Consider the following 15,376-nt stretch of genomic DNA (forward strand, 5'->3'; position numbering starts at 1 on the left):
CAGGGGCTAAATGAGTAGATAAATATGGAAAAATACGATCAGCTTTTAATTTCATTACGTCAAGTTATCCGGGCGATTGGAATACACTCTAAACAACTGAATAAAAAATCAGGGTTAACCGGGCCTCAGCTCATGGTAATGACCAAGATTGCTCAGTTAGATGCACCAATGGCAAAACAAGTTGCTAACGAAATTAATTTGAGCCCAGCAACGGTCACCAGCATCATTGATCGCTTGGAAGCAAAAGAATTGGTTATGCGTAAGCGTAGTCAGTTAGATAAGCGCAAAGTCGAGCTATACCTTTCTTTGGCGGGAGAAACGCTACTGCAAGGTGCGCCAAAACCACTGCAAGAACATTTCATCAAACGTTATCAAGCACTAGAATCTTGGGAGCAAAGTCAGCTATTATCCTCTGTTGAGCGAATTGCTTCTATGATGGATGCAGAAGAACTTGATGCTGCACCAGTACTGGTAGTTGGACAAATCCAAGAAGGGCAGTAATAACCTTTTATTATAACCTTCGAAAAAGTTGATTACTCTAGTTCACCGACGGTGAACTTTTGTGTAATTCAGACAAAATTGATTGTTTTTAGTCACTATACCCCCAAAAAAACACCCATAGCACTTCCTGTCATCGCACTAGCGCTGTATTATCTGCGCCAATTAAGCCACGGCTATTAAATTTATAGCCCACGTACTTTAATTTACAGACATTGTTAAAAACACTTTATTAAGATGGAGAACCCCATGAGCAAGAAAAACAAACCTAATAGCAACGCTATGTTTACAAGAGCCATTGATAATATGCCGTTAGGCGTGGCTGATAGCTACCGTTATTGGGGGGAAGAAAATACCGTATTTTTAAGTAGTATGAAAGGTTGCACGATTACTGACTGTGACGAGCAAACCTTCGTTGATTTTCGCTTAGCTTATGGTCCAATTATTCTAGGTTATCGTGATGAACGAATTGATAACGAAGTTATTAGCGCCATTACTACGGTAGGTACAATTTCTGGTTTTTCGACTGGTCTTGATTCTGATGTGGTTGAATTAGTGAAATCACTTTGTCCTAATATCGATAAAATGCGTTTTTCCAACTCAGGAACAGAGGCCGTTATTGGGGCAGTCCGTACCGCACGTGGTTTTACAAAACGAAATAAAATTGTTGTCGTTGAAGGCGGTTTTCATGGTTTGCACGATGAAGTTATGTGGAAGTCAGATGTTGATAATTGGGATGTGAATACGCAACAAGTGCCTGATATCGTACCTTTTGGTGGAGGAATTCCACAAAGTACTCGTGAACATCAAGTAAGCGTACCATTGAATGATTTTGATGCGATAGATGCTGTATTTACGCAATATGGCGATGACATTGCTGCAATATTAATTGAACCTATCATGGGCAACTGTGGCTCTATTGCTTCAACACAAGCCTATATGCAAAAATTACGTGACGTTTGTGATAACAACGGTTCATTGTTGATCATGGATGAAGTGAAAACTGGTTTTCGTGTTGCCAAAGGCGGCGCCCAAGCACTATATGGTATTTTCGCCGATTTAACCACCTATGCTAAAGCCATGGGTAACGGTTACCCTGTTGCTGCTTTTGGTGGGCGAGCTGAAGTGATGGATACCATTTCTTTTGCTAAAGATGGCGTGACACACGGCGGTACTTATACAGCAAACATGGTTGCCTTAAGTGCAGCCAAAGCCACGTTAACCGTACTTAAAGAAACGGATGCCCTTGAAACTATCGCGAATGTAGGTCAAAAAATTCAAGCATTACTTTCACGGGTGTTTACTAAGTTTGGCGTTGAGCATTGTTTTGCCGGCCCTGATGCCATGTTTGGTGTACATTTTGGTAGTAAAGTACCGCAAAATTATCGCGATTGGAAACAAACCAATAGTGATCTTTACACTCAATTTGCCCTTAATTTGATCGAAAATGGCGTTATGTTAGAGCCAGACTCACGTGAACCTTGGTTTATTTGTGAGGCTCACCAAACAGTTGATCTTAACTGGTTAGAGCAAGTTGCCGAGCAATCAATGGCAGCGGCAATAAACGAATAATAAGTGATTGCGCGTTAGATTGAGCTAATTTGAATTAGTTTGATATGGAAAAGGGGAATGCTCGTTCCTTTTTTCATACGTGTAAGCAGCGATAGCGAACATTCTTACTAACTGAAAAAAGTAGCAAGAATGTTTTGATTAGCTTAAAATACGTTTAACGTTACCCCTCCTTATACCAATCGGATCAATAAATTAGTACGATTGATATTAGTTAGTTCCATAAGTAAATTTAATGATGTCGTTAAGGTAAAACTGCGACACGAGGTAGTTGTTTATATGGATCATTTTGAACAGTTAGGTTTGAGTAGAGATGCGACCACCATCGATATCAAAAAAGCCTATCGAAAACTCGCTAATAAATATCACCCAGATAAAAACAGTGGTAGTGAAGTTGAAGAAAAATTTCAATTAATTAAAGAAGCTTACGATGCTATTTTAGATCCTAAAAAGCGCGCTTTATATTTGAAAAGTAACTATACCGTAATTACTGATCCCCGAGAGGTTGCTGATTCTTTTTGGCGCAATGCGTTGAGCTAGACGTCAATAACCAGATTCAACCAGTAAAGGTTCAATCAGAAAAATTTCAATTGGAAAATACTCCATACTCTTAATTTGAAAAGACGCACTTAGGGAAAAATCTTTGCAATCTGACAAAAATATACCTGATTATTTAACCGATGATTTTTCTATGTATTTAGAAAATATGGACTCGTTAACTGATCCAGAAAACCCTGAATTATTATCAATATACTTAACTAATTTATTTGAACAGTTAAAAGCTACCCCATTGTTATTTTCAGGGATGGTTGATCAATTAGCCATGGCTATAACGACAAAAATTCGAATTGATAGTAAAAATTTGGCTTTAGTCGATTTAGCAGAAGAGCCGTCATGGGCGGATGTTAAACCATTCGTTGGTGTACATGCGGATGCTAGAGCCTGTATCACCGAATTGATGCAGCATGCAGAGCAGGATTTAAAAACTGCCGTGTTAATTATTCATTTTTATAATCGCTATGATGCGACACCGTTAAAAGCAGAAGCAGACGATTTTGATCAAGCTGATGACTATGCCTCTGACGACTTTGATGAGAACTACTAGCTTTCAACACTCGCTTTTCAACTGGATTGTCCTAATTGATTAAATTGGATCTTCTATTGGAAAATATAATAACAATTGAATTACTGTGGACCGCATTAGCAAGTCTATTTTTTTCACATGGTATAAATACTTTTAAGGAATAAACGTGACGAAAAACGCACTCATTTTGGCTACTGATATTATCGAAATAGCACAACAAAGCGGTAGACGCGCAGGCACTTCGTTAGAGGCAATCGCTTCTGAGCAAGGTGATGAAACAATGTTAGCTGTATTAACTGAGATGGATATTTTGACCGTCGCTAAAATTGTTCGAGAACATGATGCCACCATTCCTTCAATCGCTACCTGGTTAATGGATGCCGAATCAATTAAACAGTTACTAAATGTTGAACCTTCTTATTGGCAAAATATAGATGAAGACCACGTATTTTGCGCACAAACAGAAGCACATAGTTTATTGTCACAAATTTTTCTTTCCTCTGATGATGAAGAAAAACAGTTAGAAGTTTTAAAAGCCATAGTAGAAGATGATTTTGGCTTATTATATTTGTCTTTACCGTTTGTCGGCCATGATTTTTCTGAAATAGAAGAAGACGAAGAACAAACATCAGGCAGTATTGAAGAACTGTTAATGAAAATTAAAACATTAGATGAAGAAGCCTATCGTGAAGTTATGGTGGTAAGCAGTAATGGTACATTAGAAAATGTTGAAAAAGCGTTGAAAGATAATGCTAATAAACAAAGAGTGACTTCGGTAGAAATTGATACCGATGACATGTTTGCACCGCTGTAATTTTCTATAGCCTTTATGACAGTTTTATATAATTAGGATTCATTAATGAGAATTGCAGAGTTAAGAAACCATCCGTTTCTACTTTTGGTCTTAAAAGACGGGGAAAGCGAAGGCTATTTTTCTCCGGAGTTAGTGCATAAAATCAAACAACAACTAGTTGATATGTCTTTGAGGATAGCCTCTGATAATTTATCTATTATCTATGCAGATCAAATTAATAAAGGCTGTGAAATTGTTCTGGGCATCACCAATTTAGGTTTATTAGATCTTTGTGATAAAGATGAAGTTAAAGCAAAAGAGATTATAAAAACTCAAGGTATTGTTTATTGCTTTAGAGCGGGTTGGGCTAAATATGCGCAATTGAAGAAAATATCTCCTTCATACTTTGAAAGCATTTCAATCACCAGCTATGGTATAGCAATTAATGACACCTCTGATATTAGAGTAATGCATGATAGTTTACTCAAAGAAGGTTATAAAAGTGCGAAGCTATTAGATGTTTATAAAAACATTGCAGCCAGCTATTGTGCCAGTTCCATCCTAGTTGATAACGATGAAGATATATTGTTGTTTGAGTTGCAACGATTTCTTAATACTGCGATTGCTTTATTAATGATCGACTCTGATAAAAAAGTGTTTACCAGTTCGTTATATCAAACATTCAATACTTTCCTTGCTAGCACCAGTAAAGATGACTTACTTGAAAAGTTAGAACTTTGTATCTTAAAGCTAACAGGCCAGTTGTCGATACTGACTAAGAGTTACTTACAAGAAATAGATTTATTAAATTTCTATGAGTTTAAAGGCATCATTAATCAACAAATTGATGTTGCCATTCATATTCAAGAAATATTAGAACTTCCAATTACTGTTGCGAATGAATTACATGGTGATTTTGAGGGTGGTTATGATTTTCATGCAGACGATGAAGATGACCTCGCTTATTTAATGCCAGACGATAGGTAATTTATCTGCTTAATTGACTTATCCTTGATGGTAGCGATACTTCTTGAGGTTAGGTAATTAGTCGATTTAAAAAATAAAAAGCGAACTTCGGTTCGCTTTTTTTTATTACTAATTTAATCATCTAGCAAAATGACGTGGTTATACCAAGTCTATTAAGTTATTTCCCACTCAGCGAGAATTAAAAGGCTTAGAGGCAAGGCATTGATCGAAGAGAATGGTTATTCAGGAGAATATGCTCCTGCATTCTCTAATAAGCTGCATCCATGCAGCGTCCTTGTCAAAATCAATAACGCAGTATGTAAGCCTATTAAACTCGCCCTTGGGAGCTCGTCATAAAAGCAATAACGGCACAAATTTTTTAGATACAGAATGACTATGTCAGCAAAAAATTTTATTTATTATAGCTTCTCTGACATAGTTCTGAGGTGGCAATAAATTTAATGGAATTGGTATTAAATTCTTTTTTGATTATTAAGGGTCTTAAAAAAGATTTTAATCGATTTAACTTCTTGTTCGTTGAGTTTAATACCTAGTTGATGCCAACCGGTATCTTCAATTGCTTGCTCTATAGTTGCCGCGGCACCGTCATGAAAATAGGGGGCGGTGTTGAGTATGTTTCGCAAAGAAGGTACTTTAAAAAAATAATTGTCAGCGGGATTCCCCGTTACCTGCGCTTTACCTTTATCTATCTTATTTGGATATGGATGCACTATACCCATTTTCATAAAGAGTTGACCACCAATGACTGCGCCATTGTGACAAGCAACACAACCTTTATCTATAAATACCCGTAAGCCTGCTTTTTCACTTTGACTGATCGCATCTTTATCGCCTGCTAAGTAATCATCAAACCGATCTTTTGAGATTAATGTTCGCTGAAATGCGGCAAGTGCTTGGGCAATGTTTTCTAGGTTTATTGGCGATAATTGTTGTGGAAAGCCACTGTTAAAATCAGCTAAATAACCTTTACTGTTAAGGCGTTCTATTACCTGACTTTCAGAGGTCAACGCCATTTCTTTTACATTGAAAATAGGAAACTTAGCTTGTTGCGCTAACGTTTTCGCTCGCCCATCCCAAAATTGAGCGACATGTAAACCAGCATTCCATGTAGTGGGAGCATTACGTTCACCGATACTTCCCAAGGCACCTATAGATACCTTCAAGTGATCGACACCTGCTGCATCATTGTTGAGATTATGGCAGCTATTACATGATTGAGAATGGTTTATTGATAGCGCGGTTTCAAAGTATAATTTTTTACCTAAGTTAATTAATGCTGAGGTATCTTGTTCAGCTCCTTGCATAACATGGGGAAGCGGTTCAAAGAAAGATAGCGCAATGTCCTGTGTTGAGGACTGCGTGTAACCTTGATTAAGGCCAATAAAACATAACAATGTCAGCATCGTTGAAAGAAAAGGTTTAATCATTAGTTGGCTATAAATACGTAATGTAGGCAGTTAAGTATAAAGTAACTAATACACCTATAAGGCGTATTAGTTACTTACGTTAAGCTAGATTTTAGTAACTAAAATTAACTAGCACTAGCTAAATGTTAGTTAATTAATTCAATATTACTTCAAGTCAAAACGGTCTAATTGCATGACTTTGACCCATGCTTTAGTAAAGTCATTAATGAACTTTTTATCAGCATCGTCTGAGGCATATACTTCTGCAATGGCTCTTAATTCAGAGCTAGAGCCAAAAATTAAATCAACAGGTGTTGCTTGCCACTTTTCTGTACCTGAAGCGCGGTCATGACCTATATATATTCCGGCATTTGACTTATCTTTACTCCATACCGTCTTCATATCCAGTAAGTTAACAAAGAAATCATTAGTTAATACACCGGGGTTGTTGGTGAGAACACCGTAGGAAGACGCATCATAGTTAGCATCAAGCGCTCGCATACCACCAATAAGTACGGTCATTTCAGGAACGTTTAAACCAAGAGAGTTCGCTTTATCCACTAACATTTCTGCAGGTGAGCTATAGCTATCATCGGTGTAAAAGTTACGGAAACCATCTGCTTTTGGTTTTAAGTAATTAAATGACTTAACGTTAGTTTGCGCTTGGCTAGCATCAGCACGACCAGGTGAAAAAGGCACTGTGATTCTATTACCCGCTTTTGCTGCCGCATTTTCTATTGCGGTTGCGCCGCCTAGAACAATGACATCAGCGAGTGATACTTTTGTTTTAGCCGATTTTTTATTAAATCTAGCTTGAATGCCCTCAAGTTTAGCCAGTACTTTACCCAACTCTTTGGGGTTATTTACCGCCCAGCTATTTTGTGGTTCAAGGTTGATACGAGCACCGTTGGCTCCGCCGCGCATATCAGTCACTCGATGACTCGAAGCCGCTGCCCAAGCTGTTCTTACTAATTCAGAGGTGGTTAAGCCAGAGTTAGTAATCTGCTTTTTAAGTTGTTTGATATCTTTGTCGGTAATTAGTTGGTAATTTATTGCTGGTATAGGGTCTTGCCACATCAGCACTTCACTTGGCACTTCCGCGCCAACATATCTTGCACGAGGTCCCATATCTCTATGAGTTAACTTAAACCAAGCTTTAGCAAAAGCGAGATCAAATTGTGTTGGATCTGCTCTAAAACGCTCGACAATTTTGCGAAACTGAGGATCTTCCTTCAATGCAATATCAGTGGTGAACATAATAGGCGCATGACGTTTGTTTGGAATATGCGCGTCAGGCACTAAATTAGCCGCGGCTTTATTATCAGGGATCCACTGTTTTGCGCCTGCAGGACTTTTAGTTAATACCCAATTAAAGTTCATTAAATTATCTAGGTAATTAGAAGACCACTGGGTTGGTGTAACTGTCCAAGCACCTTCCAAACCACTGCTGATTGTGTCAGCACCAACACCAGTACCACATTTGTTCTTCCAGCCAAGTCCTTGTGCTTCAATGTCAGCTGCTGCGGGCTCTGCACCAACACAGCCGTTAGGTTTTTTTGCACCATGAGCTTTACCTAACGTATGACCACCGGCAAGTAATGCAACAATCTCTTCGTCGTTCATTGCCATACGGCCAAATGACATTCTGATATCGTTTGCTGCTAATAATGGATCAGGTTTGCCGTGTGGACCTTCAGGATTAACATAAATCAACCCCATTTCTACGGCGGCAAGTGGGCCTTTTAATTTGCCCTTTTTGTCGCGACGTTTGTCGGACAGCATCGCAGTCTCTGGTCCCCAATAAACTAAATCTGGTTCCCAGTCATCAGTTCTACCACCGGCAAAACCGAAGGTTTTAAAGCCCATTGACTCAAGGGCAACATTGCCTGAAAGTACCATTAAATCGGCCCAAGAAATCTTACGACCGTATTTTTGTTTAACCGGCCATAATAAGCGGCGCGCTTTATCTAAATTAACATTATCAGGCCAACTGTTAAGTGGCGCGAAACGTTGTTGACCGCCAGATGCACCACCACGACCATCATGAACACGGTAAACACCTGCACTATGCCACGCCATGCGTATCATTAACGGACCATAATGCCCCCAATCAGCAGGCCACCAACTTTTTGAATCTGTCAGTGTGGTTTGAATATCTTTTTTAAGCATTGCTAAGTCGAGGCTTGCAAACTCTTTGGCATAATTAAATTGTTCGCCGTAAGGATTGGATTCTGCACCATGTTGACGAAGTGGACTGAGGCTCAATTGATCTGGCCACCAAAATTGATTGGTTTTTGCTTCATTGGCAGCTAACGCTTTTGCCGGCAATACCATTGAAGTTAGGGCGACTGAGATCGCCGCTGCAATAGGGAGTGTGCTCTTAAACATTATATATTCCTTATTTTAGGGGCTGCTGATCTTTCGCTGTTAAATTTTGTTAGAGATAAAAGCGTTTTAATCGCGGCGAGTAGTGTGTAGCCTAGTCACTCTAAGCAAATACTACTCAACAATGAGTAAGACGCTTTTATCCTAATCCTTTGGACAGCATTTGTTGGACATTTTTACGGCGTTATCGCCTTTTTATGTGGAACAACCACATGACAAAGGCTCTGCCTTGTATAAATACCCAACAAACCGCTGCAAAAATAATCTCGAAAGGTCAACAGACCCTTTTAGTGATAAAAATCTCATATAAAGCATAGAAAAAAGAAGGCCGGTTGAATAATTGATTACCTAGAAGATAACGTTCTATTTTTTGATAATGACTAATTTAGTATTTCTGATTAAAATCAACTTAACGTTCAATAAAATTAATCATTAAAATATGATCTCTTTAAAACAACTGCACTATGCATTGGCCATTGAAAAAACATTACACTTTAAGAAAGCGGCAGAGGCGTGCAATGTGTCTCAATCGGCATTAAGTACCGCGATAACTGAACTTGAAAAACAGTTAGGGGTTACCGTTTTTGAACGTAATAATAAACAGGTCTTAATCACCAATAATGGTCAGCTGATACTCGATAAAGCTAAAAGGGTTAAGTTGGAATTAGATGAGCTTTTACTGATAGCGCAAACCAATAAACAACCTTTTTATAGCCCTATGTCTATCGGGGTGATCCCGACAATTGGTCCATACCTTTTGCCTAAAGTCTTACCTGAGGTGAGAAAACAATTTCCGAGTTTTAAATTGAAAATTATTGAAGAACAATCACACATTTTAGTTGAAAAGGTACGAACGGGAGAAATTGATGCCGCGATACTTGCCTTACCTTTTCCTATAGAAGGTTTGATGAGTTTTAATTTTTGGCAAGAGGACTTTTATTGGGTTTGTCATAAAGATGAGTGCCCGAAAAAGTTGCAAGAAATTACCAGTGAAGAACTAGAAATTGATAAGTTGATGTTGTTAAAAGAGGGACATTGCTTAAAAGAACACGCACTAGCAGCATGTAGTTTACAAAATAAAAAACAAGATTCTGATTTTGATTCAGCGAGTCTACATACCTTAGTTCAAATGGTTGCAGGTAAGCTTGGCACCACTCTTGTACCACAAATGGCATTAGATCAATTGACCTATAATGAATCTGAACTTAGGGCTGTTCATTTAAATGAGCCAGGCCCACATCGAACGATTGCCTTAGTGATTAGGCCTAATTATGTCAGGACTAATGAATTAACCCTGCTAAAAGATATCTTTAGTCAGCAATTGACTAAAAAGTGTGGCTTGGCTTAACTATTTTAGCTTAGCCATCGAATGTTTATGCTTAGTAATACCGATTGTGCTTCATTTTTATAGAATTAACTATTCAGTTTTATTTGATTTACTGAACTACTAGCTGAGCGCACACTTGTATTATCTTAATGGATGGGGTGAATAAAAATGAAAAATATTATAAAAACGATAAAAGTACTTTTACACTTAACGGGCGATAGAAAAGTGGCGCTTAAGTGTAATTACCCGAACAATTATTATGGTGATCAATGTTGTCAAAGCCGACAAAGATAAAGAATAAATGCAGTAACTGACCGCAAAAATGCTGAGAGAGTTAGTGTAAATTTTGTTACACCGCTGAAGATTTAGTATGAAGATGTAAAAACTTGCCTTTATTTGTTATTGATAATCATTATCATTACGTTTATAGTTCTGGCAATTATACTAATGAGGGTTACAAAGGTGCAACAATTTCGTTTTTCACTACTTGCTGTCGCATGTGCATCAGCACTTTTTTCTGGTTTTATTTCTGCTAACGAGCAAAATAAATCAGCGGAAGCAGTGCAAGAAAAAAAATTGAAAAACAAGGATGTAGAACTTATCACTGTCTATGGAAGACAAAACCAAGTGGTTATGAATTCAGGCTTAGCAACCAAGTCAAATATGTCGTTAATGGAAACACCAGCGGCTGTGGTGATCGTAGATGAAGAGCTAATTAACGCGCAAGGTGTTAATAACCTACAAGACTTAGTGCGTAATATTAGTGGTGTTACTCAAGCGGGAAACAATTATGGCATTGGTGATAACATAGTTATTCGAGGGCTTGGTGCTAACTATACTTATGATGGTATGTACGGTGGAGCAGGGCTTGGCAATACCTTTAACCCAACGCGCTCGTTAACTAATGTTGAATCTGTCGAGGTACTTAAAGGCCCTGCGACTGGCTTGTATGGCATGGGTAGTGCCGGTGGTGTCATTAATTTAATTGAAAAAAAACCTGAGTTTATTAGCAGCCATGAGATCACCGCTGAACTAGGACAATGGGATACATTTGCATTAAGTATTGATAGCACTGGCGGATTAACGGATAAATTGGCTTATCGTATTGTAGCAAAGTCTGCACGCAGTGATGGTTATCGCGATATTGGCACAGACCGTGATGAGATTTACAGTTCACTCAAATATGTTTTTGATGAACGCCAAGATTTAATGTTATCTGCTTCGTATATAAAAGATGCTATTGCCGTTGATTCTGTTGGTCATCCTATTCGTATTTATAATGCCGAGTCGGTGGGTGGTAAAACTGCTGGCGAAGTAAGTTGGCAAGATTTGATTAACGACCCTGAAGGTAAAGGCATTCAACTTAGTGATGCTCAGCGACAGCAATTAGCGGGGTCTTTAGCTGATAGTGATGGTTTAACTCCGTATGAATTCGGTCATAATGGCATCATTTCACCCATGGCTAAAGATAATGAAGGTGAAGAGTTAAGGTTTAAGTTAACTCATAATTACTTTTTCAACGATAACCTTTTTTTAAATCAGCAATTACAGTACCGCGATTATACTTCTGGCTTTGCGCGTCAAACCGGTGCTTATAATTATGTTTATTGGAACCGTGGTGGCACTATCAATGCCAATCCTCGCGCACCTTTAGTTGAAGATGATGTACTTTATCCCTTTGCTGCTCGCCGACAAGAATATCGAAAAGTTGAAGCGGATGAAACGTCTTTGCAGTATTTTGCAGATTTACGCTATGACTTCGAGTTTGCTGGCATCGACAATGAATTATTGTTAAACGCCAACTATGAAGATAGAGATATCCGTTTTAAACAACATTCAATATATGATGCCGATAAGGTACTTACAAATAAAGCGGGTGACGTGACTTACCAAGGCACTTTACCTTATATTTACGACATTCGTAATCCTAATTGGGCTGAAGGTTCATTTGAAGATCATGATCCCTTGATGACCAGTAACTATAATAAAAAAGTTAGTGCATGGGGTGTTGGAGTTCAACATGTGGGTTACTTTGGTTATGGTTTCTCTACCCGCGTAGGCGTGGCATTTAACGAAATTAAACAAAGCTATGAACATTTTGGTGTTGATGCACGCTATCGTGCTAGTGCCGCAGCGCCGACATCTGAAGCAGATACTAATGATGATGGTATTACCTACAATTTAGGTGTGACTTATATGCCGACCGATGATCTCTCTTTCTTCATTAATCACTCAAAAGGTCGAACCGCCTACAGTATGTTAGGTGGTGTGAAAGGTGATGGCTCTGATCGATTAGACTCTGAATCGATGAGTGATGATTTAGGTATGCGTATTAAAGCCTTTGATGATCAAATGTTAACTTCTATCGTTTTCTTTAAAAGTTCTCGTACAAACTTGCAGTATTCAAATCCTGAGTACGATGATGGCGTGTCAACGCCGAATGTGCCAAAAAGTTTTTTTGATGGTAAAGAAGAAACGACCGGTGTTGAGTTAGATATGAATGCTCATCTGAATGAGCGTTGGATGATCAATATCAATGGTGTTTATCAAGATGCTCGCGATAAGAAAGATCCAAACCGAAGTAGTTATGATACTCGTCAAAAGGGCGTTCCTTATGTAACGGCCAGTACTTGGGTAACTTATAGCGCAGATATATTTTCACTTGCTAGCCCAATAGATCTCAGTTTGGGGGGTAAATATGTTGATGATCGTAGTACAAATACGAGCTCCTTTGGTATTCCTGATGGTTACGTGCAAAGTTATACTGTGGTTGATTCTGCTGTAAGTTATCAGGCGGAAAGTTGGAAGCTACAATTGAACATTAATAACCTGTTCGATGAAGTTTACTATAACAAAGCAATGTTCTTGGGTGGTATGCCTGGCGAAGAACGTAATGCTAAACTGACCTTTAGTTATCAAATATAAATGCTAAATTGAAAGTGTTTTTACGCCTTCATTTATGATAAAAAGCCAGTAATTCGTTGAGAGTTACTGGCTTTTCTATTTACTATTTTATGCCTTTAGTATTATTTAATTTGGTGACTTCACCCTAGAACAATCAAGTGCTAATAAATTTATTGCTGTTTAACGATAACACCAGATTTCATAACAAAATCAACATCAAGCAATTCTTTCATATCTTTTAATGGACTGTTATCCATGGCAATAATATCGGCGATTTTACCTGCTTCTATGGTGCCTAACGACTCAGATTTACCAATTAAGTCAGCAGCATTAACGGTAGCTGACTTTAAAATATCTTGAGCGGTCATACCGGCGTTAAACATGAGTACTGCTTCTTTACCATTATCACCATGTTTAGATACACCACTGTCAGTGCCATAGGCAATTTTTACACCTGACTTGTATGAACGTTTAAAGTTTTCGATCATATCGCCACCTACGCGAATGGCCTTGGCGCTGATCGCTGGCGACATAAAGTTAGTATTTTTAGCTAAGGCTACCACAGTATCGCCAGCCATCAAGGTAGGTACTAAGTAAGCACCTGTTTTCTTGAACAGTTTAATGCTTTCTTCATTGGCGTAACTGCCATGTTCAATGCTATCAACACCGGCTCTTAATGCTGCGTTTATGCCTGCTGCAGCATGGGCATGACTGGCTACTTTTCTACCTAATGCATGGGCAGAATCAATGACTTCTCTTAGTTCATCATCCGCCATTTGCTGACCTGTACCAGTATCAGTGTCTGATAAGACACCGCCTGTAGAGGTTATTTTAATAACATCTGCACCAAATTTTATCGCACGGCGGGTAGCGCGGCGACAATCGTAAGGACCATCACAGACAGTTTTAGCCGTATGCATTTCTAACAACGCAGGGTTCATGCCATCAACATCACCATGACCGCCTGTTACGGCAACATTACTCCCTGCGGCTATTATTCTTGGGCCTTGTAAGTAACCTTTAGCAATACCATCGCGTAACGCATAGCTTTGCTCTGGGCTGCCACCTAAATCTCTAACGGTAGTAAAGCCAGCCAGTAGGGTTTTATTAGCAAAGTAGGCACTTTTCACTAACTTGTCAGAATCTGACATCCTGAGTTTTTCACTGTCATTTTTAGGACCTAATTCACCTTGTAAATGCACATGCATATCCATAAGGCCGGGCATAACAAAGCTCTTAGTTAAATCAATTAACTGTGCTTGTTTATCTATTTTATTGACTGGAACAAAGCCTGATTTCAGTGAGGTGATAACGCCATCTTTAATGACAATGGTTTGTTTAGTTAATGGCGCTTTTCCAGGCACTGTTAACACTTCACCCGCATGAATTACTTGGGTTTTTGCTGATAGTTGAGTTGATACTAAAGTGGAGAGGGTAAGTCCAATAAGCGTAGTTACTTTCATTAAAGATTTCATGATCTTCCTTGTATTATAATTTATAACTCACCATAGCAAGGTTATCAATATTGGGGTATGAAAATACGCCTAATTAACGGAATTTATGGATGAATAACAATAACGGCCTGTGAATAATTATGAGTAATTAATAGGCTAGCTAGGATGAGGTGGAGAACAGAATGAACTCGATGAAAGTGCAAACAGCTTTTATGTGATTATAAATGACTTTCTATTATCTTAGATAATCAAAGCATAGAATGACTATGCTTTGATTATTTTTACTAAAAATGATGTTGATTCCAACTTAAACACCACACTTTGAATGCTAATGTTTCTTGGGATAAAATCAGCAAACTAGTTTCAATAATACCTATCCATGAATCACTTTAAACACGTGGCTGAATGACGTTTTTGAATAAATATCTATAGGTAAATGTAATTTTCTCGCAATATCACTAGAAGAGATCACACCTCGAATATGGTGGTGTTCTCTGTCTAAAACTAAGCAATGACGTAATCCATAATTCTCTAATACATTAACAACATCATTAACCGTTGCATTTTCTAGCTCATTAAAATCAAATGCATGTAAGTCACTTCTTAACACCATTAAATCACTCACCAATACTTCATGTCGTTCACTTCCTTTGGCAATAGCAGTAACTATTGTCTGCTCGTTTAATTCTTTAGTGCTAATTATCCCCATAAAATCATTGTCTTTTGACATCACAATTTTCATTCGAACGTGAGTCTTTACCATCAATTTTAATGCTTCACCTGCGGGGGTTTCATCTTCAATAATTAACGCCTTATGTTTTTTAAAGTCTGTAAAAATATCGGTTGCTGGGGACATCAAAGAAGTCTGGTTAAAATCTTCTGGTGAGATAATGTTGTCTATTAAATCTAAATCAAATAATTGTAAATTTTTCATAATAACCTCTGATAATTTTAAAAGTTTATCTTTTT

General features: G+C 38.2%; 12 protein-coding genes and 1 pseudogene. 9 read left to right on the forward strand and 4 right to left on the reverse strand.

The window, feature by feature from the left end; genetic code table 11:
• Positions 1 to 24 precede the first annotated feature (24 nt).
• From CPS_RS05935 to CPS_RS05960, 6 genes are all read left to right on the forward strand, one after another.
• On the forward strand, positions 25 to 501 hold the full coding sequence (locus tag CPS_RS05935) for a MarR family winged helix-turn-helix transcriptional regulator (RefSeq protein ID WP_011042174.1): 477 nt from the start codon (positions 25 to 27) through the stop codon (positions 499 to 501).
• A 246-nt stretch (positions 502 to 747) separates the two neighbouring features.
• Positions 748 to 2,070, forward strand: a complete 1,323-nt coding sequence (locus CPS_RS05940; RefSeq protein ID WP_011042175.1) for an aspartate aminotransferase family protein — start codon at positions 748 to 750, stop codon at positions 2,068 to 2,070.
• 276 nt (positions 2,071 to 2,346) lie between these two features.
• Positions 2,347 to 2,607 carry a DnaJ domain-containing protein gene (locus tag CPS_RS05945; protein ID WP_011042176.1) on the forward strand — a complete coding sequence of 87 codons (261 nt, stop codon included), beginning with the start codon at positions 2,347 to 2,349 and terminating at the stop codon, positions 2,605 to 2,607.
• A 103-nt stretch (positions 2,608 to 2,710) separates the two neighbouring features.
• Positions 2,711 to 3,172: a hypothetical protein gene (locus CPS_RS05950; protein ID WP_011042177.1), complete on the forward strand. Its 462-nt coding sequence runs from the start codon at positions 2,711 to 2,713 to the stop codon at positions 3,170 to 3,172.
• A gap of 145 nt (positions 3,173 to 3,317) precedes the next feature.
• A complete protein-coding gene (locus CPS_RS05955) occupies positions 3,318 to 3,965 on the forward strand; it encodes a hypothetical protein (RefSeq protein ID WP_011042178.1) in 648 nt (215 codons plus the stop codon).
• Positions 3,966 to 4,010: 45 nt separating this feature from the next.
• Positions 4,011 to 4,931 carry a hypothetical protein gene (locus CPS_RS05960; RefSeq protein WP_011042179.1) on the forward strand — a complete coding sequence of 307 codons (921 nt, stop codon included), beginning with the start codon at positions 4,011 to 4,013 and terminating at the stop codon, positions 4,929 to 4,931.
• Positions 4,932 to 5,383: 452 nt separating this feature from the next.
• On the opposite strand, the gene CPS_RS05965 is transcribed toward CPS_RS05960, so the two are convergent.
• Both CPS_RS05965 and katG read right to left on the reverse strand, forming a co-directional pair.
• A complete protein-coding gene (locus tag CPS_RS05965; protein WP_011042180.1) occupies positions 5,384 to 6,358 on the reverse strand; it encodes a cytochrome-c peroxidase in 975 nt (324 codons plus the stop codon).
• A gap of 144 nt (positions 6,359 to 6,502) precedes the next feature.
• A complete protein-coding gene (katG, locus tag CPS_RS05970) occupies positions 6,503 to 8,725 on the reverse strand; it encodes a catalase/peroxidase HPI (protein WP_011042181.1) in 2,223 nt (740 codons plus the stop codon).
• 82 nt (positions 8,726 to 8,807) lie between these two features.
• On the opposite strand from katG, the pseudogene CPS_RS24045 reads away from it, so the two are divergent.
• From CPS_RS24045 to CPS_RS05980, 3 genes and pseudogenes are all read left to right on the forward strand, one after another.
• Positions 8,808 to 9,032, forward strand: a pseudogene (locus tag CPS_RS24045) (hypothetical protein).
• 129 nt (positions 9,033 to 9,161) lie between these two features.
• The gene (locus CPS_RS05975) at positions 9,162 to 10,070 is read left to right on the forward strand and encodes a hydrogen peroxide-inducible genes activator (RefSeq protein WP_011042183.1); all 909 of its coding nucleotides are present in this window, start codon (positions 9,162 to 9,164) and stop codon (positions 10,068 to 10,070) included.
• A gap of 441 nt (positions 10,071 to 10,511) precedes the next feature.
• Positions 10,512 to 12,974 (forward strand): TonB-dependent receptor, encoded by a 2,463-nt coding sequence (locus CPS_RS05980; RefSeq protein WP_011042184.1) that lies wholly within the window; start codon positions 10,512 to 10,514, stop codon positions 12,972 to 12,974.
• A gap of 149 nt (positions 12,975 to 13,123) precedes the next feature.
• Here CPS_RS05980 and CPS_RS05985 read toward each other — a convergent pair whose 3' ends face one another.
• A complete protein-coding gene (locus CPS_RS05985) occupies positions 13,124 to 14,416 on the reverse strand; it encodes a metal-dependent hydrolase family protein (RefSeq protein WP_138140352.1) in 1,293 nt (430 codons plus the stop codon).
• Between the two features lie 364 nt (positions 14,417 to 14,780).
• On the reverse strand, positions 14,781 to 15,341 hold the full coding sequence (locus CPS_RS05990; RefSeq protein ID WP_011042186.1) for a CBS domain-containing protein: 561 nt from the start codon (positions 15,339 to 15,341) through the stop codon (positions 14,781 to 14,783).
• Positions 15,342 to 15,376 lie beyond the last annotated feature (35 nt).

The organism is Colwellia psychrerythraea 34H (assembly GCF_000012325.1).
Taxonomy (GTDB): Bacteria; Pseudomonadota; Gammaproteobacteria; order Enterobacterales; family Alteromonadaceae; genus Colwellia; species Colwellia psychrerythraea_A.

Excerpts from the sequence above, each read along its gene's own strand:
- CPS_RS05965 (WP_011042180.1), bottom strand. The coding sequence starts at position 6,358 with ATGATTAAACCTTTTCTTTCAACGATGCTGACATTGTTATGTTTTATT.
- CPS_RS05985 (WP_138140352.1), bottom strand. The coding sequence starts at position 14,416 with ATGAAAGTAACTACGCTTATTGGACTTACCCTCTCCACTTTAGTATCA.
- CPS_RS05935 (WP_011042174.1), top strand. The coding sequence starts at position 25 with ATGGAAAAATACGATCAGCTTTTAATTTCATTACGTCAAGTTATCCGG.
- CPS_RS05975 (WP_011042183.1), top strand. The coding sequence starts at position 9,162 with ATGATCTCTTTAAAACAACTGCACTATGCATTGGCCATTGAAAAAACA.
- CPS_RS05945 (WP_011042176.1), top strand. The coding sequence starts at position 2,347 with ATGGATCATTTTGAACAGTTAGGTTTGAGTAGAGATGCGACCACCATC.
- katG (WP_011042181.1), bottom strand. The coding sequence starts at position 8,725 with ATGTTTAAGAGCACACTCCCTATTGCAGCGGCGATCTCAGTCGCCCTA.
- CPS_RS05960 (WP_011042179.1), top strand. The coding sequence starts at position 4,011 with ATGAGAATTGCAGAGTTAAGAAACCATCCGTTTCTACTTTTGGTCTTA.
- CPS_RS05990 (WP_011042186.1), bottom strand. The coding sequence starts at position 15,341 with ATGAAAAATTTACAATTATTTGATTTAGATTTAATAGACAACATTATC.
- CPS_RS05940 (WP_011042175.1), top strand. The coding sequence starts at position 748 with ATGAGCAAGAAAAACAAACCTAATAGCAACGCTATGTTTACAAGAGCC.